This window comes from Kordiimonas lacus, from assembly GCF_001550055.1.
Lineage (GTDB): Bacteria > Pseudomonadota > Alphaproteobacteria > Sphingomonadales > Kordiimonadaceae > Kordiimonas > Kordiimonas lacus.
Genome location: NZ_LRUA01000002.1, coordinates 329,534 through 349,209, shown reverse-complemented (window position 1 = coordinate 349,209; position 19,676 = coordinate 329,534). Strand labels below are relative to the sequence as shown.

General features: G+C 56.9%; 16 protein-coding genes and 1 riboswitch. Of the genes, 5 read left to right on the top strand and 11 right to left on the bottom strand.

Translation table 11 applies throughout. From position 1 onward, the window contains the following. Positions 1-133: 133 nt before the first annotated feature. Both KORLAC_RS02805 and KORLAC_RS02800 read right to left on the bottom strand, forming a co-directional pair. On the bottom strand, positions 134-2,230 hold the full coding sequence (locus KORLAC_RS02805) for a M13 family metallopeptidase (RefSeq protein WP_068302596.1): 2,097 nt from the start codon (positions 2,228-2,230) through the stop codon (positions 134-136). A 202-nt stretch (positions 2,231-2,432) separates the two neighbouring features. Beyond that, positions 2,433-3,257, bottom strand: coding sequence for a mechanosensitive ion channel family protein (locus tag KORLAC_RS02800; protein ID WP_068302594.1), 825 nt, complete (start codon positions 3,255-3,257; stop codon positions 2,433-2,435). 140 nt (positions 3,258-3,397) lie between these two features. Between KORLAC_RS02800 and KORLAC_RS02795 the strand changes: the two genes are divergently transcribed. Then, on the top strand, positions 3,398-4,474 hold the full coding sequence (locus KORLAC_RS02795) for a DUF2855 family protein (RefSeq protein ID WP_068302591.1): 1,077 nt from the start codon (positions 3,398-3,400) through the stop codon (positions 4,472-4,474). Between the two features lie 4 nt (positions 4,475-4,478). On the opposite strand, the gene KORLAC_RS02790 is transcribed toward KORLAC_RS02795, so the two are convergent. From KORLAC_RS02790 to KORLAC_RS02770, 5 genes are read right to left on the bottom strand one after another with little or no spacing between them, the layout of a single operon-like run. Next, positions 4,479-5,090, bottom strand: a complete 612-nt coding sequence (locus tag KORLAC_RS02790) for a trimeric intracellular cation channel family protein (protein WP_068302588.1) — start codon at positions 5,088-5,090, stop codon at positions 4,479-4,481. A 37-nt stretch (positions 5,091-5,127) separates the two neighbouring features. Beyond that, positions 5,128-6,585 (bottom strand): cobyric acid synthase, encoded by a 1,458-nt coding sequence (locus tag KORLAC_RS02785; RefSeq protein WP_068302586.1) that lies wholly within the window; start codon positions 6,583-6,585, stop codon positions 5,128-5,130. Between the two features lie 3 nt (positions 6,586-6,588). Beyond that, the gene (locus KORLAC_RS02780; protein WP_068302583.1) at positions 6,589-7,365 is read right to left on the bottom strand and encodes an ABC transporter ATP-binding protein; all 777 of its coding nucleotides are present in this window, start codon (positions 7,363-7,365) and stop codon (positions 6,589-6,591) included. Beyond that, a complete protein-coding gene (locus KORLAC_RS02775) occupies positions 7,362-8,321 on the bottom strand; it encodes a FecCD family ABC transporter permease (RefSeq protein ID WP_068303132.1) in 960 nt (319 codons plus the stop codon). Before KORLAC_RS02775 ends, KORLAC_RS02780 begins: the two co-directional genes overlap by 4 nt. Positions 8,322-8,365: 44 nt before the next feature. Continuing rightward, entirely contained in the window at positions 8,366-9,220 is an 855-nt protein-coding gene (locus KORLAC_RS02770; protein ID WP_160328584.1) for an ABC transporter substrate-binding protein, read from the bottom strand. Positions 9,221-9,385: 165 nt separating this feature from the next. Further along, a riboswitch (cobalamin riboswitch) is annotated at positions 9,386-9,607 on the bottom strand. A 176-nt stretch (positions 9,608-9,783) separates the two neighbouring features. Here KORLAC_RS02770 and KORLAC_RS02765 point away from each other — a divergent pair. Both KORLAC_RS02765 and KORLAC_RS02760 read left to right on the top strand, forming a co-directional pair. Then, a complete protein-coding gene (locus KORLAC_RS02765; protein WP_068302577.1) occupies positions 9,784-11,574 on the top strand; it encodes a methyl-accepting chemotaxis protein in 1,791 nt (596 codons plus the stop codon). Between the two features lie 2 nt (positions 11,575-11,576). After that, on the top strand, positions 11,577-12,338 hold the full coding sequence (locus KORLAC_RS02760; RefSeq protein WP_068302574.1) for an outer membrane protein OmpK: 762 nt from the start codon (positions 11,577-11,579) through the stop codon (positions 12,336-12,338). Here the strand turns inward: KORLAC_RS02760 and KORLAC_RS02755 are convergent. Continuing rightward, on the bottom strand, positions 12,335-13,288 hold the full coding sequence (locus KORLAC_RS02755; RefSeq protein WP_068302572.1) for a homocysteine S-methyltransferase family protein: 954 nt from the start codon (positions 13,286-13,288) through the stop codon (positions 12,335-12,337). The two genes, KORLAC_RS02760 and KORLAC_RS02755, sit on opposite strands and share 4 nt — an antisense overlap. Positions 13,289-13,448: 160 nt before the next feature. On the opposite strand from KORLAC_RS02755, the gene KORLAC_RS02750 reads away from it, so the two are divergent. Further along, complete coding sequence (locus KORLAC_RS02750; protein WP_068302569.1) at positions 13,449-14,063, top strand: TetR/AcrR family transcriptional regulator; 615 nt, start codon at positions 13,449-13,451, stop codon at positions 14,061-14,063. On the opposite strand, the gene KORLAC_RS02745 is transcribed toward KORLAC_RS02750, so the two are convergent. After that, a complete protein-coding gene (locus KORLAC_RS02745; protein WP_068302566.1) occupies positions 14,060-14,533 on the bottom strand; it encodes an Lrp/AsnC family transcriptional regulator in 474 nt (157 codons plus the stop codon). The genes KORLAC_RS02750 and KORLAC_RS02745 overlap by 4 nt on opposite strands. 179 nt (positions 14,534-14,712) lie before the next feature. On the opposite strand from KORLAC_RS02745, the gene KORLAC_RS02740 reads away from it, so the two are divergent. Next, complete coding sequence (locus tag KORLAC_RS02740; protein WP_139167517.1) at positions 14,713-14,994, top strand: hypothetical protein; 282 nt, start codon at positions 14,713-14,715, stop codon at positions 14,992-14,994. Between the two features lie 65 nt (positions 14,995-15,059). Here the strand turns inward: KORLAC_RS02740 and KORLAC_RS02735 are convergent, their stop codons facing one another. Both KORLAC_RS02735 and KORLAC_RS02730 read right to left on the bottom strand, forming a co-directional pair. Then, positions 15,060-18,137 (bottom strand): autotransporter outer membrane beta-barrel domain-containing protein, encoded by a 3,078-nt coding sequence (locus KORLAC_RS02735; protein WP_068302560.1) that lies wholly within the window; start codon positions 18,135-18,137, stop codon positions 15,060-15,062. A gap of 247 nt (positions 18,138-18,384) precedes the next feature. Next, positions 18,385-19,542 (bottom strand): acyltransferase family protein, encoded by a 1,158-nt coding sequence (locus KORLAC_RS02730; RefSeq protein ID WP_160328583.1) that lies wholly within the window; start codon positions 19,540-19,542, stop codon positions 18,385-18,387. Positions 19,543-19,676 lie beyond the last annotated feature (134 nt).

Below are 19,676 nucleotides of genomic sequence, written 5' to 3'. Positions count from 1 at the left end.
TTGCTTGACCCATGGAGGTTGGCCCACCCAAAGTCGTCCATGAAAAATGCTCCCAAGCACTGTCCGCTCTTTGGATCACACGAAAAGGGCCGGGGAAATCCCCAGCCCTTTCAGTATTTCTATGCCTATCCGCTTACCAGATTTGGACTCGATCCTCTGGCGCAAGGTAAAGCGCGTCGCCTTCTTTCACGTCAAAGGCTTCATACCATTCGTCCATATTACGCACGATACCATTGACGCGGTATTCGGACGGGCTGTGCGGGTCAGACTTCAGGCGGTTCAGAAGCTCTTCTTCCGCATACTTGCGCTTCCACACCTGTGCCCAGGCCATGAAGAAGCGCTGATCACCGGTCAGGCCGTCAATCACAGGCGCTTCCTTGCCATTCAGCGACAGCTTGTAGGCCGTGTAGGCCATCCGCAGGCCGCCCAGGTCACCGATGTTTTCACCCATGGTAAAGGTGCCGTCCACATGGTTGCCCGGCACCGGCTCATACTGGTCATACTGGCCGCCAAGCGTGGACGTCAGCTTTTCAAACGCCGCGCGGTCGTCGTCTGTCCACCAGTTGCGCTGCACACCAGTGGCATCGGACTTGGACCCCTGGTCATCGAAGCCGTGGCCCATTTCGTGGCCGATCACCGCGCCAATACCACCATAATTGACGGCGGCATCAGCACCCAGATCAAAGAATGGCGGCTGCAGGATAGCGGCCGGGAACACGATCTCGTTGAACTGCGGGTTATAGTAGGCATTGACCGTTTGTGGCGTCATGAACCACTCGTCCTTGTCGGTCTTGCGCTTGAAGCGACCGAGCAGGTCTTCATAGTTGAAGGCATCAATCGCTTTGGCGTTGGCAAACAGATCACCATCCTTGATATCAATCTTGGATAGGTCTTTCCATTTGTCTGGGTAACCGATCTTCGGATTGAAGGACGCCAGCTTGGCGTGCGCTTCCTTCTTGGTCTCTTCACCCATCCAGGAAAGCCCATCAATGCGCTGGCCCATGGCCGTACGCAGGTTCTCCACCAGCTTGACCATTTCAGCCTTGGCTTCTGGTGGGAAGTGACGCTTCACATACACCTGACCGATGGCTTCACCGAGCGCGTCCAATGCACCCACGCGCGCAGTGGCCCGCTTCCAGCGGTCCTGCTGTTCCTGCTGGCCGCGCAGTGTCTTACCGAAGAAGTTGAAGTTCGCTGTATCGATTTCCTCGGACAGGATGGCGGCATGGTTCGAAATGGTGTGATAGCTAAGGTAAGCTTTCCAGTCTGCGACCGGAATTTCATTCACCAGTGCGATGGCATCATTCAGAGGCTGCGGGCCGGTGACGTTGACCTTCTTCAGGCCTTCAAGACCACCTGCACCGAAGAAGGCATCCCAATCAAAGCCCGTGTAGTTTGCCTTCAGCTCTTCCATCGTGGTTGGGTTGAAGTTTTTGGTGCGATCACGGCGGTCTGCGCGGTCCCACTGCTTTTCGGCCAGCTTGGTTTCAAGCGCCAGAATGGTTTCTGCCTGCGAGGCAGCATCTTCTGTGCTGACGCCAGCAAACCCAAGCATTTCAGCGATATGGGCTTTGTAGGCTTCGCGGATACCCTGGAAGCGCTCGCTGTCATCCAGGTAATAGTCACGATCCGGCAAGCCAAGGCCGCCAAGGCCCAGGTTCAGGATATAGTAGTCAGGGTTTTCACGGTCGATGCCCAGGCCACCCGACACCGGCGAAATCATGCTATCCTTGCCGTCACGGCCGAACATGCGGGTCAGGCCCGCCACATCTTCAACAGCCGCGATTTCATCAAGGAGCGGACGTAGGGGCTCAATACCGCGGGCATTGATCGCTTCCACATCCATGTAGCTGTTATAATAGTCACCGATCTTCTGCTCGACAGACCCTTGCGGGAAGTCACCAGCGGTCACTTCGTCGATGATGGCTTTGGTCCGGTCGCGGGAGCGCTCAGCCAGCACTGTGAAGGCGCCGTAGTTGGTGCGGTCAGCCGGCAGCTCGAAAGTATCGAGCCATGTACCGTTCATATATTCGAAGAAATTGTCGCCTGGCTTGACGCTTTCTTTCTGCGCCGTCAGGTCGACACCAAAGCTGCCCAGTTCAGGCTTCACCTCGGCTTTGGCCACAACCTGCTCATTCGCAGGCGTATCATTGGATTGTTCACCGTTGCCGCATGCCGCAAGCAACAGCGCCGTCGCCGCAACGGACGACTTGAGTACTGCTTTAATCATTGATCCCCTCCAGGAGCTGTAACGAGATATTTTTTGTTATTGCCCATATTCTTTTTGATGTGAGCCCTGCACCACCCAGCCGCAGGGCTCACCCGCGACATAAAACAGGGCAGCTGCGGCACAGTCAACCAATGAAATGGTTTTGACCGGCTGCAGGCTGCCCTGATCAACAATTATAAACGAAAGATGTAGCCTTGAACTCCTATTCGCCTTGGTAAATGGTGCGGCACGGGAATGGGATCGAAACCCCTTCGGCGTCGAACCGTTCCTTCACGGTTTTCAGCAGATGCCAATTGAGCGCCCAATAGTCGCCGGACGCGCACCAGACGCGCACCATGATATCCACCGAACTTTCGCCAAGCGATGTCACTGCAATCACTGGTTCCGGATCATTCATGCAGCGCTCGTCTGCTTCAATGCTGGCCTTGATAATCTCCATCGCTTTGTCGATATCGTCGCCATAGCCGATGCCATACACAATCTGCAGGCGCCGGGTATCATGGTGATTGAAGTTGCGAATGGAGCTACCCCATACCGAATTGTTCGGGATGGTAATGCGCACATTGTCGCCGGTGTCCAGCTTGGTCAGAAAAAGGGAGATCCCCTTTACTGTGCCCGCATGACCTCCTACTTCAACAAATTGCCCCACCCTGAACGGCCGAAAAATCAGTAGCATTACACCCGCAGCAAGGTTCGACAAAGTGCCCTGCAGCGCGAGGCCAATGGCGAGGCCGGCCGCACCAAGTACCGCCACAAGAGATGTCGTCTCGATGCCAAACTGGTCCAGCAGCGCAATACCGGTAAAGATGATCACCGCATATTTTGCAAGGCTGGCCATGAAGCTCGATACCGTAGGATCGATTTTACTGCTTTTCTTGAAGGCGGCATTTAGGCGGCGCTCAACGAATCCGGCCAGCCAAAGGCCAATAACCAGAACAAGAATAGCTGCCAGAATGGTGATACCCATGTCTGTGGCCTGGGCCACCAGCTTGTCGGTATCAAGGTCGTCCGAATTGAAAAAGTCCATTATATCCGTCCTCTAGGATCTCCAATTGGATGCAGTATGCCTTTTTGCCCTACACCCGACAAGAGAAGTTGAATGCGAAAAGCTTCACCCTAGGTCATGTGTAACGAACAAAATGAAAACCATGGACAAAAGAGCATCACATGACACAGTGCACCGATTTTCTGGTCGCGAAAGCGGACCTCCATAAAACAGAATTCAGAAGCCACGACCTGCCTGACCTGAAGGATGGTGACGTGCTTCTGAAGCTGGACCGGTTCGCTTTTACCGCCAACAATGTGACCTATGCGGCCTTCGGTGACGTGATGAAATACTGGCAGTTTTTCCCGGCAAGCGACGGCTGGGGACGCATTCCCGTGTGGGGCTTCGCCGACGTTGAGGCCAGCAACCACCCGGAAGTGAAGGTGGGCGAACGCTTCTATGGGTACTACCCAATGTCCACACATCTGGTGGTCAAGCCAGCCAAGGTATCACCGGGTGGTTTCCTTGACGGCAGCGCTCACCGATCAGAACTGGCCATTGTCTACAACCAATATGTCAATGCCGCCACGGACCCTGGGTATGTGGAAAGCATGGAAGACCTGCAGATGATCTTCAGGCCGCTTTTCATGACCAGCTTCCTGATTGATGACTTCATGGCCGACAATGACTTTTTCGGTGCCACGCAGGTGGTGCTTTCAAGCGCATCTTCAAAAACTGCATTCGGCGCCGCGTTCCAGCTGGCCAAAAGGGACGGCATTGAGGTGATCGGCCTTACCTCGCCCGGGAACATAGCATTCGTGGAAAGCCTGGGCTGCTATGACCGCACCGTTGCCTATGACGATGTGGCTAGTCTGGATGCCAGCAAGAAGACCATCTATATCGACATGGCCGGCAGTGGGCAGGTGCGCACAGATATGCATACCCACTTCGCCGATAATCTGGTTTACAGCTGTGCCGTTGGCGCGTCCCACTGGGACGAGATGGGCGATAATTCCAACCTGCCAGGCGCAAAGCCGACGATGTTCTTTGCACCGTCCCAAGGCCAGAAGCGGTTGGCGGATTGGGGCCCGGAGGGCTTCCAGAAAAACACAGCCGAAGCTTGGCTCAGCTTCATCAAACCCGCCGCCAGCTGGATCGACATCGAGCGTGATGAAGGCCCTAGCATGATGCTTGCGACCTACACCGATATGGTCGATGGCCGTGTCAGCCCGAAAACGGGAAAAATACTGAGCTTCTAGGGAATTAGTGCAGCGCCTGCGGCAGGGTCCACCCCTTGACGATGCCGCCGGCGCGCATCAGGAATGCCCCAAGCATGGCAAGCCACAAGGCAATCGGCCCGGAAACCCCGACATACACCAGAAGGCAAAAAGCGCCGGCGCCAAAGAAAGCCGCCGTGGCATAGATTTCGCCTCTTTTCATCACGAACGGAATTTCATTGCAGATAACGTCACGGATAATACCGCCCGCCACGCCTGTCACCACTCCCATCATGGTGGCCACCAGCATGCTGCCTGAGACGCCCAGGGCCTTTTCGGCACCGACAACGCAAAAGAGTGACAGCCCGATGGCATCAGCCCAGGCAAGCCACTTCAGCCGCTTGCCGTCCAGGTAACGCGCCCCGACAAATGTAATGAGTGCAGCGCCGAGGGCGATCCAGATGGTTTGGGTGCCTTCAATCCAGAACACTGGCTGGTCCAGCATCAAGTCCCGCAGCGTGCCACCGCCGACCGCCGGCATCAGCGCCAAAACAATAATACCAAAAAGATCCATGCCGTTCCGGATGGCGGCCAGCGCGCCTGAGACCGCAAACACAAAGATGCCCGCGATATCGAAGATCGTCAGTAGGTTTTCCATAACCGCGCCCCTTGGCTACCCGTGGCTGTATGCCTGTCTATCTGCTTGCCGCATAAAGGGCATCAAGATCAAGGTGCTTTTCAAGGGCCTCCGCCAGTTCATCCAGCGCCCGGTCCACCCGATGGTGATGATCTTCCATCATGCCATTCGCCAGCCCAAGGCGGGCAAGGAAGGCATTGCGAAAGGCTGCCTTGTCAAAAAGCCCGTGTACATATGTCCCCATCACACGACCTTGTTGAGACACTACACCCAGCCTTTCCCCTCCAGAAAGAATGAAGGCACGGTCGAGTGCGGGGCCTGACGTGCGGCCTGTGTGGATTTCATATCCGGTCACCTCAGCCCCCAGGTCCGGGGCATGACCCGCCACATCTCGCACTTCCTTGGCGCGGCACAAGACCGTTTCCACGTCCAGCAGACCAAGGCCGGCTTCTTCATCAGGTGCACCTTCAATACCTTCAGGATCAAACACCTTCTGCCCCAGCATCTGATAGCCACCGCAAATACCCAGAACATGCCCGCCTGTGCGTACATGGGCTATGATATCGGTGTCCCACCCTTCGGCTTTCAGGAAGCGTAAGTCCGCAATAGTGGCCTTTGTGCCCGGCAGCACGATGAGGTCGGCATCACGCGGCAGGGGCGTACCTGGCCGCACGAACACCACCTCGACATTCGGCTCAGCCCGAAGGGGATCAAGGTCATCAAAATTGGCAATGCGCGACAGCATGGGCACCACGATGCGCAAACCGCCTTCGCGTTTTTCGCTCGCGCTCTCGAGCACCACCGCATCTTCAGCCGGCAGGTCCCGCACACAGCTCAGAAAGGGCACCACACCAAAGTTCTGCCAGCCCGTGACATCCGTGATGGTCTTCAGCCCGCCATCAAACAAGCGCACATCGCCGCGGAACTGGTTGATGATCACCCCTTTGATCAGCGCCCGTTCCTCAGGCGGCAACAGCGCATGCGTACCCACAATGGCCGCAATCACACCGCCGCGGTTGATGTCACCAACCAACGCCACTGGGGTCTGGGTTGGCAGCGCGAAGCCCATGTTGGCGATGTCAGTGGCACGCAGGTTCACCTCTGCCGGGCTGCCCGCGCCTTCCACCAGTACGAGGTCGGCTTCCGCCTTCATGTGGTCAAAGCTTTCCACCACGCGGGCAAACAGTTCCTGTTTGCGTTCCTGGTAGGTTCGGGCTTCGGCGCGGCCATATACCTGCCCCTGCAGCACAATCTGGGCGCCCGTGTCGCTTTCCGGCTTCAGCAGAACCGGGTTCATATGAACACTGGGGTCAACGCAGGATGCCTGTGCCTGCAGCCACTGGGCACGACCGATCTCGCCGCCTTCTTTGGCGACCGCCGCATTATTGGACATATTCTGGGGTTTGAAGGGCCTGACCGTCAGGCCACGATGGTGGAACGCGCGACATAGCCCCGCCACCAACACGGACTTCCCAACGTCAGAGCCCGTGCCCTGCAGCATGAGGGACCGCGCCAAGGCCTATCCCCCAGCCACATGCGGCGCGAGGAACTGCTCACCGCCCTCAGACCAGCGAGCCACCTTCACCTTGAAAGCGGTTTCCAAATGGGCGTCTGTCAGCACATCCGCTGGCGTACCAGACGCCAGTACGCCTCCTTCATGTAGCAGCACCAAGCGGTCGCAATAGCGTAGCGCGAAACTGAGATCATGCAGCACCAGCAGCACGCCGGCACCACAAGCCGCCTGCCCGCGCATGATGTCCATCACCTGAAGCTGATGCAGCGGGTCCAGCGACGCCGTGGGCTCATCCGCCAGCATGAAGGGTGCTCCAACCGCCATGGTGCGCGCGAGCAGCACCCGGGACCGTTCACCCCCCGAAAGGGTTGTGGCCAACCGGTTGCGAAGGTGCCAGCAGTCTGTTTCTTCCATCACGCTCCGGATGACAGCCTGATCCTCCTCTCTCACTTCCTGCCAGGGCGTCAGGTGCGGTGTACGCCCAAGCCCCACCAGTCGCTCGACCGTCAGCGGCCAGTGAACCGGCGCGCCCTGCGGCACATAAGAAAGCTTCTTGGCTCGCTCGCGGGGCGCGAGGGCCGCCACGTCCTGATCACCGATGCGGATGTCGCCCGCTTCGGGCTCAACAATGCCAAGCACAGCTTTCAACGCTGTACTTTTACCGGCGCCATTCGCGCCAATCAGCCCAACCACCTGGCCGGGCTCAACGGTGAAAGACACATCGCGCAAGATGGCGTTGCCACCCAGCGTGACGGCCAGGTTTTGAATTTCCAGCCCGTTCATCGCATGCTCTCCCGCGTCTTGAACACGATATAGAGGAATACCGGTGCGCCAATGATGGCCATCACCACGCCCAGGCGCAGCTGACCGTGGCCGATGGGCAAGCGGGTCAGGATATCGGCAAGCATCATCAGGATCGCGCCCAGAAACGCGCTCGGCAGCAGCAGGCGGCGCGGCTCATAACCAATCATGGCCCGCACCATATGGGGCACCACTAGGCCGACAAAACCCACGGCACCACAAACTGATACGGTCGCCCCCACAGACAGGGCTGTCCCCAGCACCACGCGCCAGCGCAGGCGTTTAAGGTCAATCCCCAGCGTCTGGGCGGCCTCTTCACCAAGGCTCAGGGCGTTCAGGCCCTGCCCCACACCTAGCATTGCAAGCCATCCAGCTATGATGAAAGGCCCTGCCAATGTGAGGTCGTCAAACGTCCTGTTTTCAAGCGACCCCAGCATCCACATCACCATTTCCTGCACCGTCACCGGGTTTGAGGTAAAATTCATCACCAGCGCAATGGCGGCAGTGGCCAGGCTTGAAATACCAATCCCGGCCAGGATCAATGTCAGGACGCTGGCGTCACGCGAGGCCAGCAGCATCAGGATGGCGGTTGAAACAAATGCACCCGCCATGGCCATAACTGGAATGGCGAGAGACGACATCGCCGCCAGCCCCATATAAATGGCAATGACTGCCCCCAAGCTGGCACTGGCCGACACGCCTATCACACCCGGATCAGCCAGCGGGTTGCGAAGAAGCCCCTGAAGGGCAGCACCGGAATAGCCTAGCGACGCACCGGCGAGAATAGCCAGCAGCACCCTAGGCAAACGCAGTTCGCGCACGATGATGGCCTCAGGGCTGTCGGGCGGCCCAAATACAGCCGCCGCCACCTGCGCAACATCGAGGTCCACCTGGCCAAACATGCCTGACATCAGCGCCACGATCAGGATAACCCCCATCAGCGACACGTTCAGCAGCCAGCCGTTTTGTTGCAGCTTCCTGATCACTCTTGTTCCTCCCCGGTCGCACCGGCGGCAACCCTATTTGGCATCAATTCACGACGTTTGATTTCCGCGCGGATATATTCGGCAGCATCCACCGTAAAGGCACCGCCGCAGGACATCATGCCGCTTGGCACCATGATCGACGGCACGTCTTTCACCAGATCGCGGAACACTGTGTGGCGCCCGCTGCTCCAATTGGAAATATGAACAGCCCCCTCCTCGAAAAAGCTGCCAACCACCAGGTCAGGCGGCGTCATGACCAGCTGTTCGAGGGGCAAAGGCCCCCAGCCATTCAGGCCAAGGTCCTCAGCAATAGGGTCAAGCCCCGCCAGTCGGATCATATCGTCTACCGAACTTCCCTTCCCTGCCGTGAAGCCGCTGGGAGTCATATAGACCGTCTTCATGGGAATAGGGGCAGCCTGCTTTAGCGCTTGGTACCGGGCCATATAGTCCGCCATGAAGGCCTTGCCCTCTGCCTCGTGCCCCAAAAGCGTGGCAACAGCCCCAAAATTCTTCAGGTTGGCCTCGAAGTTGAAGGCATAAGGCGGCTGGTAAGAGGTAATGCCGACACGCTCAAACTTGGCATCCATAGACAGGCTCCCCCGGTAGCTGCGCACAAGGATATCCGGCCGCAGCATCAGAACCTCTTCGGCGCCCCCCCTGAGCGCATGGAGACCTCGGGCCCGCCGGAAGTAAAAAGAATTCGGGCTGGTGGCATCCCCCGACACAGCGACAATATCCTGCCGGTCAGCGAAGGCCAGGACATGTTGGTCGGCGCAGAAATCAAGCCCAGCCACGGTGGGCGCTGCACCTGCGCGCGCAGCAATGCCTGCCACAACAAAAGCAGCTGTCAAAAAGTGTTTCAATTGCAGGCTTGAGGGCATGCCCGCTCCCATCATTCTTGGTTTCACAAAACCACTGAACGGGAGCTTGCCTTCAAAGACAGGGACAATCTCCGCGCATTTCAGCGGGATTGTCGCCATTGCGGGAGAACCGCTCTGATCAGCTAGCCCGGCTGACAGATGGGCGACGCGGTGGCAGGTCTCCTGGCTTTTGGATCATCCGCCGTTTCACCCTTCCCAGACCAAACTTAGCGGTCCAGTGGGCCTTGTTGAAACGCGTCCCCAATCACAGTTGCGGGTACAGCCACGGCATGCAGTTGACGGGGTCAACGTCCGTGTTCCCTCTTAGCTGCCCAACGCCTTTGGCGCCGGGCCAGCACCACCTGATCCCGCTATACTGCATGGTTCGCGCCCCGGCAAGGCGCTTATTGCCAGTTGGCAAGACCGCTAACGCAACTTTAACCCTGCTTTGGGACAATGATGTCGGATTTCGAATCCCGCCATTCGGGCCGGCAGATGGCCCCAGTTCCTTTGTTTCGGTCTAATGCGCCACGGCGCCTTCCTGGAGCTCTTCGATGAGACGATTCTTTGATGCTTTTCTGCGGGACTATTCCCTGACAATGAAACTTGCTCTCGGCCAAGGTGCGCTGGTAGCGCTTTTGCTGTTATTTGTGATCGGCAACTTGATCCAGGTGCAAGGGGTGCAGTCGACCACCAAGCTGGCAGCGAACCGCTATGCATCCACCGCCATGCTGCGGCAGGTACAATATGACGTCACCGATATGCTGGCGCTAACACGCGGGACCGTCCTGACGCAAAATGACTATCTGGTGGGCCTGTTCGAGGACCGGTCCAAACAGTTTGACCGGGACATCACAACCTTGATCAACCTGTATCGTGAATATGAAGAAGAAAATGGTGACGGCCTGCGGATCGCAAGGGAACTGAAGGCGAATACCGAAACCCTGAAGACGATGTTCCGCCGCCAGATAGACCTGGCAATGCAGGGCGGCGAAGACGCCCGCCTGCAAGCCCGACAGTTGGAGATCGACGGCACTAGTTGGCCGCCCCTCGAAAAGGTTCTGTACAGCATCAACGAACTGGTTGAATTACAGCAAGGGCAACAACAGTCCATCGTAGACGAAATGCTGAGCGCCTTCAGCTTCCAGACATGGACCCTGATTGTCACGGGCGCGCTTGGTGTGCTGTTGGCTGTTGTGATTGCCCGCGGCGTTGGCCATTCAATCGCGGCACCTGTGAATGATATCACCGGCACCATGCTGACGCTGGCGGAGAACAAGCTGGATATCGATATTCCGCACACCGGCCGCCAGGACGAGATCGGCGACATGGGCCGCGCGATGGAGTTCTTCCGAGATGAGATGAAGAAGGTCGAGCAGTTGGCGGAAGAACGGGAAGCCGCCCAGAAAGCCGAGATGGAAGCGGCAGAGGAGCGCGCAACACTGGAACGGGAAAAACATGCCCGTGATACTGAGGAAGCACGCCAGCGCGAAGAGCATGCCGCCCGCATTGAAGCGCTGATCGCCGCCTTCGATCGGTCCATTTCCGAAGCAATTGAGAATCTGAACGCCAACGCCCTCGAGATGCGCTCAACCGCCACTACCATGGTGGATGTGGCTGACCAGACGCGCGGGCAGGCAACATCCGTGTCATCCGCGTCGCACGAGATGCAGAACAACGTATCCACCATGGCGTCTGCGATTGAAGAATTCTCGGCCTCCATCAGGGAGGTCGCAAGCCAGATCCAGGCCGCAAGCCAGATGTCCGCTGACGCCGTCAAGGTGGCTGGCACCGGCAGCGAAGCGATTGATACCCTGTCTGTCGCCAGCGCCAAGATCGAAGATGTGGTGAAACTGATCAATGACATCGCCGAGCAGACAAACCTCCTCGCCCTGAACGCCACCATTGAGGCCGCTCGCGCGGGCGACGCCGGCAAGGGCTTCGCCGTGGTGGCGTCAGAAGTGAAGTCCCTTGCCAACCAGACCGCAAAAGCCACAGAGGACATCACTGCCCAGATCAGTGAAATGCAGGGCCTGACCGGCGAAGCCGTGAGCGCCATGCAAGCGATCGACGAGACCATCAGCAAACTCAACCAGGTCACGCTGGCCATCTCAAGCGCCGTGGAGGAACAGGAAGCCGCCACGTCTGAGATCAGCCGCAGCGTTCAGTTCGCGTCCGAGCAAACTGACAAGGTGGCAAGTGAAATCGGCCAGGTGACAGAAGGGGCCAACCAGACTGGTGAAGCATCCAACAGCGTAATGGCGGTCGCTGAACGGCTGGACGAGCTTTCAGGCACTATAGGCGACGATGTGAAGCGCTTCCTCACCGACGTGCGGGAGGCATAGGTATGGCTGTCGTGCGCCCTTTGGTACTTGCAACTCTCCTTACCGGCACTCCGGCAGTTGCAGAAGATTCCAGCCCGCTCATCTGGATGGACAATAGCATTACCGCTCTGACTGGCACAGGTTTCGAGGTGCCGGGGAACAATATTTCCACCCTGACATTTGAGCACGTCAGTGCCTGGAACTGGGGCGATGTGTTCGGCTTTTTCGACTATCTGGATTATCACGACAATGCCTTCACCGGCAGCAGTTGGTACGGTGAAATTTCGCCACGCCTGAGCCTTGGCAAAGTCGCTGGGCTCAAATTTTCAGAAGATGGTTTGGTTCGTGATGTGCTGATCGCAACCACCTGGGAACGCGGAAAGGATGGCGTTGAAGGCCTGCTGATCGGCGGTGCCGTTGATCTGAACCTGCCGGGCTTCAGCTATTTCAACGTCCATGCCTATGCCCGCAAGGACACCGGCCTTGGTGCCGGGTTTGACGACATGCAATGGACGATTGCGTGGTCACGCCCTTTCAAAGTGGGTGAACAGGCGTTCGTCATCGATGGCTTCATGGACTATGTAGTGGGCTGGGGCCCACAGGAAACAGCCCTCCATCTGGTGCCACAGATCAAATGGGACCTGGGCGCCACATGGGGCGAACCGGGCAAAATATGGCTTGGTACCGAGATCGACATCTGGAAGAACCAGTTCGGCATCAAAGACACTGCGGCCTTCGATACCGATCAGGTGGCGATCAACGCCATATTGAAAATCCACTTCTAGGCAGCTTGACCAAGCGACACACAAGCCTTTGCAATACTGTGGATATGACGGTGGTCAGTGCCACAGCACCCACCCAGCACAACAATCTGCGGATGGGCTTGTAGAAGCGCGCGATATTGCTGCCCCAGTTCTTCCGGATTGCCGTCATCCAGATCTTCTGCCTCGTCCAGTTCCGCGTGGCTGCACCGGGACGCATTGGCCCGCATACCGCCAATCCGGTCCATCCAGGCTGCCCCGCTTTCCAGCACGTGATCAAAATGCTCAGGATGGGCGCAGTTGATCATATAGTATGCCGGATACCCGCCCGTCGCCGCATCGACTACGGCCACCGCCGACTTGAGGCTGTCACCACTTGGCAGGCGGCCGTCTGTCTCCACAGTGAAGGATATGGCAACCGGGATTCCGGCCGTCTTTGCAGCCAGCGCAACACCCGTCGCTTCCGGAATATTGGTCATGGTGATGGCGCCAATCATATCCGCTCTGGCCTCCTTGAAGGCGATGGCCTGTGCTTGATGATAGGCATGGGCTGCCTCAGCAGTCATGGCATCTCCGGCCACATAGCCGTCACCACGCGGCCCGATGCAACCACTGACAAGAACAGGGATATCGCCTCGGGCCTTCAGGCTATCCCGCACACTCTGCATCAGTTCGATCGATGCCCTGTTCGCGGCCGCCAGTTCGTCCGGCGCGTAGCCCAGCTTATCGCCCCAGTCGGCGCTTGCCCGCCAGGTTGGCCCTTCCATCAGAAAGCCCATTCCTTGGGCAAGCGCGATCTCGCCGTGGCGCATGTAATAGGCCTTGAGCGATGCACGCCCGTCTTCGGTCTTCAAAAGGTCAAACGCCGCAAAATAAGGCAATTCCTGGCCTTCGTGGAAGATCAGGGTGGTTTCGAGCCCACTGTCGGTCAGGTAAAGCGGACCGCCGACCTTGGGTAAAAAGGTTGTTGTCATGATGGTATCCTCGCGTTTTTCTTGGTCTCCTTGAGCAGCCGAAGCCGCCCAGTCGCGGCCACTATCTCTATTTGGCAATGGGCCTTCTAGTGTACTTGTGGTACAGTAGAGCCAAGCCATTGATATATATAACATTTGACAAGCCTTAGTGGGGGCTGCGATGCACCAGAAACAGTCAAAACGGGACCTGATCCTGGAGCTTGCCGAACAGTCCGTGCTTCAAAAAGGCTTTGCCGCCACCAGCATAGATGAGCTGATCGCCGCCGCAGGCATCACCAAAAGCGGCTTCTTCTATCATTTCAAGGATAAGGCCGACCTGGCCAAGCATTTGTTCCTGCGGTATGTCGAGCAAGACGACCGCATTTTTGCTGACCTGTTCAACGAGGCTGACGCCTGCTGCACAGATCCACTGGACAGCCTCCTGCTGATGCTGAAACTGCTTGCAGACATGCTCTCGGACATGCCGTCATTGCATCCTGGCTGCATGGTTGCGTCCTACTGCTACCAGCACCAGCTGTTCAACAGTGAAATACGCGACCTGAATGCCGAAGGTGTCCTGCGCTGGCGCAAGCTGTTCCTGGATCGCCTGGAGCAGATTGCCCGAAAACACCCGCCTACCGGGGACGTTGACATGGAAGCCGTTGCTGACATGGTCATGGCATCCGTTGAGGGCGGCATTATTCTGTCCCGATCGCTGGACACCAAAGACTTGCTTCCCCGGCAGGTCCTTTTATGCCGCGATTATATCAAGCGTGTGTTCAGGCCAAATGGCTAACCCGCCACCACCTGTAGCTTGGTGGTATTTTTCACGGCCGTCAGGGCGATGGAGCTGTTGATTTCGCGCACACCGTCAATCTGCGACAGGTGATTCCAGAAAAATTCCTCATAGGCCTGCACATCACGAACCCGCACCTTCAGAATGAAGTCAATGTCACCCATCAGGGTGTGGCATTCGATCACTTCCGGGAAGCCGCGCACCTTTTCCATAAAGTCCGGCAGCACGTCACGGCTGTGGGCATGCATCTTGACCTGCGCGAACACAAGCACGCCGAGCCCGGCCTTTTCCGCATCCAGAAGCACCGTGTGCCCTGAGATCACGCCCGCCTCTTCCATCTTCTGGATACGCCGCCACACGGCAGAACGGCTGGAGGCAACCTTGTCGGCCAGATCCACCAGCGGGATTCGGGCGTCTTCCTGCAGTAAATTCAGGATACGTGCATCAAGATCATCTACTTTGTCGGCCATTATTTCGATATACCGCTATTTAATGAGATATTTTCTCACTTTATATGCCATATCCGCGACAATAGGAACCTTTTCTCGCATGCGTCAGGGTAAAATGTTCATACCTTAGACAGAAAGCCGCACCCCAGAAGGGCCTGAGCAAACGGGCGGGGTCGGCATTTTATATGGAGACCCAAGTCATGGTTTTGCGAGGCAACACCCGAACCCGATTTTCCGTCATGGCGGATTATGACCCAAACACCTTGTCCCGCGTGTTGGAACTTTTCTCGATCCGCGGTCAGGATTGCGACAGCGTTTCTGCACGGAAAACGGAAGAAGGCTTTCAGTGGATCGAGCTTGATTGTTCGGACGTGGATGACCATTCCGCCAGCGTGCTTCTCAACAAGGTACGTCAGATTATCACGGTGAAAAGCGCACGGATTGAAACACTCGTGCTGCGGGCAGCCAAACTAGCGGCATAAGATTATGGATACACCGATTATGTAGCGGCGCGGCCCAATGGCTGCGCCGCTTCTCGTTTCGCCTCTTAGAAGCGCATCTGGAAATTGAACCCGGCATAATGGGACTTCCAGTCATCGCGCTTTTCACGCGAATATCTGAGGCTAGCGGTACCGAAGCCCGAAAAGATATTCAACGCCCCACCGATAACCACTGACTTGTCTGCCATTGGGTCGTTAGCCAGTTCGAACCAGTCTTCCCCACTTTCAAAACGCGCTGCGGTGACGAACGTATCGTTTCCGCTCAAGGCCTTCCTGTATGTGCCGAAGACCTCAGGCCGGATAATGACTGCATTCTCACCCTTGCCGCTCCAACGGAAATCGTAGCCCACTGATACCCGGCCAATTCCGTCCAGGCGTGAATAACTTCGGCTTTCCACCACCAGGTTGGCACCATCGCCACCCGTTTCCGTATATCCGCCCTCGCGAACATGCATATAGCTTGCGCCCACATGTGGCCGCACATGCAGCCCCCCGAGCTTAAGGTCATATCCAATACTGGCATCCAGCGCTGCCGTGTAGCCACTTGAACTGCTGTCCACCGACTTATCGATGGTGGCGAAAGAGAGCTCTCGACTACGGTCCACATCGTTATACCAAATGGATCCTGACGTCGTGGCATAGGCAGCCCCCGCCTTGGCGATCAGGTAGGTATTCAGATAAGGTGAAAAAATGGATACGTCATCGCCGATGTTGCTTTCACGCTCCGTACCCTGCAACATGAAGCCGCCGCCGAAGCCCCACAGGACATTTTGGCCAATCGCCTTGTCGTACCCCAGAAGGATACCCGCGCCGATATAGTCCACGCCTTGCTCGCTGACGGATCCAGTCATGTCGCCAACACCAACGACTTCACGGGCCCAGAAACCACCTTCAAGACGCTTCTTGGCATTGACCTCAATCAGGCGGTCGCTAAGCCCGCCCTCAAGCTGCTGGAGGCCACTGTAGGCCATCTGCAGGCTGGCGCCGGTGGTATCCGGCATCATGGCCTGCATGGCATCTTCCACTTCATCGGCGTCCTCGAGCTGTACCAAGGCACTCCCCAAATCATCTTCCGGATCAAGTGCCTTAAAGAGATTGTCATAAAGCGTTGCACGGTTACCGGTGAAAGCAAGTTCATCTGCCGTCTTGGGACGGACTGTCAGCTCGATTTCTGTCCCGTCGTCAGACAAACCAAGCGTACTGTGCATAAGGAAAGCACCTCCATCGTTTACCAGGTCACCTTCCAGCGTCAGATCACCTGCGTCGATCACCGTATATGTCTGTTCCTCGGTCACAAACGTGCTGAAGCGTGTGGTAATTGAAACGTCGTCGCTGATGGCCACAGCGCCCGTCGCATTCAGCTGCCCGGCACTGCCTTCAATAGGATCAACGGTGATGGACAGCGTCGCACCGTCACTCAGCGTGGCGGAGGTCACGTCCAGCACGTCATCCGCCCCTAGCATCAGATCGGCGCCTGAAAGATAGAAATCAAGCGACCCTTCATGGCTGATACTGCCTGAGAAATCAGCGTTTCCAGACATGGAAAAGCTATTTTGCCCGGCGCCAAATGCAATATCTCCGTCCAGGCTGCCATCCGTCAGAACGACGTTATCATCGCCGCTCCCGAGCCAGATATCGCCTTGGATCGTGCCACTGTTACTAATTTCAACGCCACTTGTGTTGGCTCGCAAATCAAACGCAATCGTTTCTCCTGAGCTGTTGGTGCCGCGCACAACAAAGATGGCACCCGAGTTGTCAATCTGTCTCAGCGTGCCGGATTGGTCGCGCACGCCGAAACCGTCGCCGGTTTCACCTGCAGCGGACACCACAATGGTCTCTTCATTCTGGAGCGCTTCCAGAAGGGCATTCTCGTCCACATCCACACCGATGGCATCACCGCCAACGCTGTAGGTTTCGTTGCCATCATCATTGTAGGTCACGCCGGTCGTGGCTTCGATCGTGCCTCGGTTATAAAGCATTGGCACCTCGGCGCCGTCACCCAGATGCAACGCAACAGCCGTGGCATCAAGCGCACTGACATCGATCGAGCCGTCGTCGATGTGGATACCACCCTCGATGATGGACTTGGCCTCGTTACCGCCCAGAATGCGCATACCCACGGCATCAAGGCCGGCACTTTGCCCGTTCACGGTGATAAAACCGCGATGGACCAAACCGTAGTCCAGACCGGAGATCTGCCCGAGGCGCAAATCAGTGCCGTCTGCCTTCAGGTTTTCAATCAACACAGCCGGGGCACCACCATATGTGGTGATGGCCGATGTCGGGATCACCTCGTCTGAATCATCATTGAAGTCCGCGCCCTCACCATTCAGCATCAGGCCTCCGGTGATATCACTCCCCACATAAAGCCCTGCCCTGCCAGGAACTGCGTCAACAACTTCGCCATCGTCATCAGTGGTGGTCGGCTCGCCAATAGACATCCCACCCTCATGCACAAACGCACCGTCAATAGTGCCCGTTTGCAGGATGCCGATGCTGTCCTTGTTGCGGGCAGTGATCGTTCCATCGATGGTCACGTCACCCGTGACGTCACCAATGATTTCAACACCGACAGACCCTTCACCGGTCATGGTGATGACAGCGTCGCTATATATTTCGCCTTCGAAGCCGGATTCGATCAGGATGCCCCGGGCACTGCCGCCCGTGACTGATATGGTCGATTCTTCCGAAAGCGTCAGGTTGCCGTCAAACACGCCAGTCCCGAAAACACCCAAGCCAACGTTACTCGTAGCCGTATCTTCGTCCGTGGGGCCATCAATCACGAACGCCCCTTCGATGTCGATGTCTGAGGTCAGACGGAGATCATCGGTATAGACGCCTAGCGCGACAGCATTCGTCGCGTCATCTGACTGCAACGTTCCCTGCATCAATAGCGAATGATTGCCTGTAATGCTGACAGCTGTGCCACTTGAAACCGTGACAGATCCGTCTGCGGTGACGGTCAGTGTCCCGCTGCCGCCCATCAGCGTCGTGGTATCCACAGCCGTAGTGCGGTCGGTATCGATTTCTGCATCATCAGCAAAAACGGCTGGAGAAACCGTCGCTCCGACAAGGGTTAAGGCGCTAAAAATTGGGACATAATGAAATCTGTCAGAAAATAGCATTGGTCGCTCCGCTTGGAATGGTTCCCACGTGATACGGAGGCCGACAATATTTCCTTCGAATAAGGCAATGTTTGGCCCAGAGGCCTAGTTCTGACACTACCCGCCCCGGCTCATGCAAGCCTGGGCAGGTCCCCATATCTGTGCTGCGCGCATTGTGCGGGCACGACATGAACCCTGGCTGAATGACTGGATCGGAAAAGATTCAGAAAGAGGCGATCGGGCCGTGACCGCCCCTTTCAGAGATAGGCTATGTCTGCACCACCAGCGGCTCGCTGACCGGACTGGCGCCTTTTGGTTTCAGGCCAAACAACGGCCTGAGAAAGCCAATACGGCGGATTACATACTCATGGAGCAGCACGCAGGCAGCCACGGTGCCAATCGTCACCACCAAAAACTCAGGCACTGCGCCAATCAGGTAAGGAGCCACCGCCACACCAATCATAATGATCACGGTCTGGTGCAGAATATAATATGGGAACACCGCTTCTGTCAGGTAGCTAAGCGCGCTGCTGGGGCGGTTAAGAAACTGTTGAGCCGCGCCGAAGAGCGCACAGATTACCCACCAGATATAAAATATCCTGAGGGTACGAGCGGCCTGCATCAGTGGCCCATCCACTTCCATTTCCGTCCAGTTGGCCCAGGTTATGGTGAGCGTGATGCCTGCAGCGACAACCAAGCCCAGCGACAATTTCCATTGGCGCGCAATACCGGCCCAGAAAGCGTCACTTTTGGCGATCAGCACACCGACGGTGAAATAGCTGAAGTAGCGGATGTGAGCGCCCCAGTCGCCCCGAATATCGTGGGTTTCCGGCCAGGCAATATCTGACGAGAAACGGTACAGCACGAACAGGAGTGCAGGCACAACAAGTACAAGTGGCGTCTGAAGCAAATTCTTCAACGTTGCACCCGCACGAAACCGCCGCACAAGTGGCAATACAGGAAGGATCAGAAGCGTATAGATCAGTACATAAAGCACATACCAAAGGTGGTTATATGTGGGGGTGAATACCTCCCAGCGCTGATCAAGGTCCATATAATCCTTGTAGAATGCCCAGTACCCCGGCTCGATTGCGCCAGCCCGTAGCAATTCGAAATAGGTTTGCGGTGCCACGATCACGAATGCACCGAAGAAAAAGGGCACCGTCAGGCGCTTCACGCGCGCCCAGGCGAAATAGCCCGCCGCGGCCTTATCAGCAGCGAACCGAACCGCCACACCGGAGATCAGGAACAATAGCGACAGCCGCCACGGATTGAGCAGCATCATGGCTGGTTCCAGGAAATCGCTCTCATAAGGGCTTTTTACGTGCCAGCCCCAGGTCACATAATACATGCCTACGTGATAAAAGATCAGGAGCCCAAAGGCGACGACCCGGAGCCAGTCCAGGTCATACCGCCTATTATTCATTGTATGTGTCATCATATCCTCGCGTCATCGTTTTTCTCGGGTAAGGACATACAATCATCAAGGTAACAGAGGTACCAGATAGCCAGACACGAATTGCTGCCTGGGAGGGACGAGCGGCGGATTGAAAATGACTC

What these genes read in the sequence shown, in the direction of transcription:
- KORLAC_RS02760 (WP_068302574.1), top strand. Translation starts at nt 11,577, where the DNA reads ATGGCTGTCGTGCGCCCTTTGGTACTTGCAACTCTCCTTACCGGCACT.
- KORLAC_RS02780 (WP_068302583.1), bottom strand. Translation starts at nt 7,365, where the DNA reads ATGAACGGGCTGGAAATTCAAAACCTGGCCGTCACGCTGGGTGGCAAC.
- KORLAC_RS02755 (WP_068302572.1), bottom strand. Translation starts at nt 13,288, where the DNA reads ATGACAACAACCTTTTTACCCAAGGTCGGCGGTCCGCTTTACCTGACC.
- KORLAC_RS02805 (WP_068302596.1), bottom strand. Translation starts at nt 2,230, where the DNA reads ATGATTAAAGCAGTACTCAAGTCGTCCGTTGCGGCGACGGCGCTGTTG.
- KORLAC_RS02795 (WP_068302591.1), top strand. Translation starts at nt 3,398, where the DNA reads ATGACACAGTGCACCGATTTTCTGGTCGCGAAAGCGGACCTCCATAAA.
- KORLAC_RS02740 (WP_139167517.1), top strand. Translation starts at nt 14,713, where the DNA reads ATGGTTTTGCGAGGCAACACCCGAACCCGATTTTCCGTCATGGCGGAT.
- KORLAC_RS02735 (WP_068302560.1), bottom strand. Translation starts at nt 18,137, where the DNA reads ATGCTATTTTCTGACAGATTTCATTATGTCCCAATTTTTAGCGCCTTA.
- KORLAC_RS02790 (WP_068302588.1), bottom strand. Translation starts at nt 5,090, where the DNA reads ATGGAAAACCTACTGACGATCTTCGATATCGCGGGCATCTTTGTGTTT.
- KORLAC_RS02765 (WP_068302577.1), top strand. Translation starts at nt 9,784, where the DNA reads ATGAGACGATTCTTTGATGCTTTTCTGCGGGACTATTCCCTGACAATG.
- KORLAC_RS02800 (WP_068302594.1), bottom strand. Translation starts at nt 3,257, where the DNA reads ATGGACTTTTTCAATTCGGACGACCTTGATACCGACAAGCTGGTGGCC.
- KORLAC_RS02750 (WP_068302569.1), top strand. Translation starts at nt 13,449, where the DNA reads ATGCACCAGAAACAGTCAAAACGGGACCTGATCCTGGAGCTTGCCGAA.
- KORLAC_RS02730 (WP_160328583.1), bottom strand. Translation starts at nt 19,542, where the DNA reads ATGAATAATAGGCGGTATGACCTGGACTGGCTCCGGGTCGTCGCCTTT.
- KORLAC_RS02745 (WP_068302566.1), bottom strand. Translation starts at nt 14,533, where the DNA reads ATGGCCGACAAAGTAGATGATCTTGATGCACGTATCCTGAATTTACTG.
- KORLAC_RS02775 (WP_068303132.1), bottom strand. Translation starts at nt 8,321, where the DNA reads ATGGGGGTTATCCTGATCGTGGCGCTGATGTCAGGCATGTTTGGCCAG.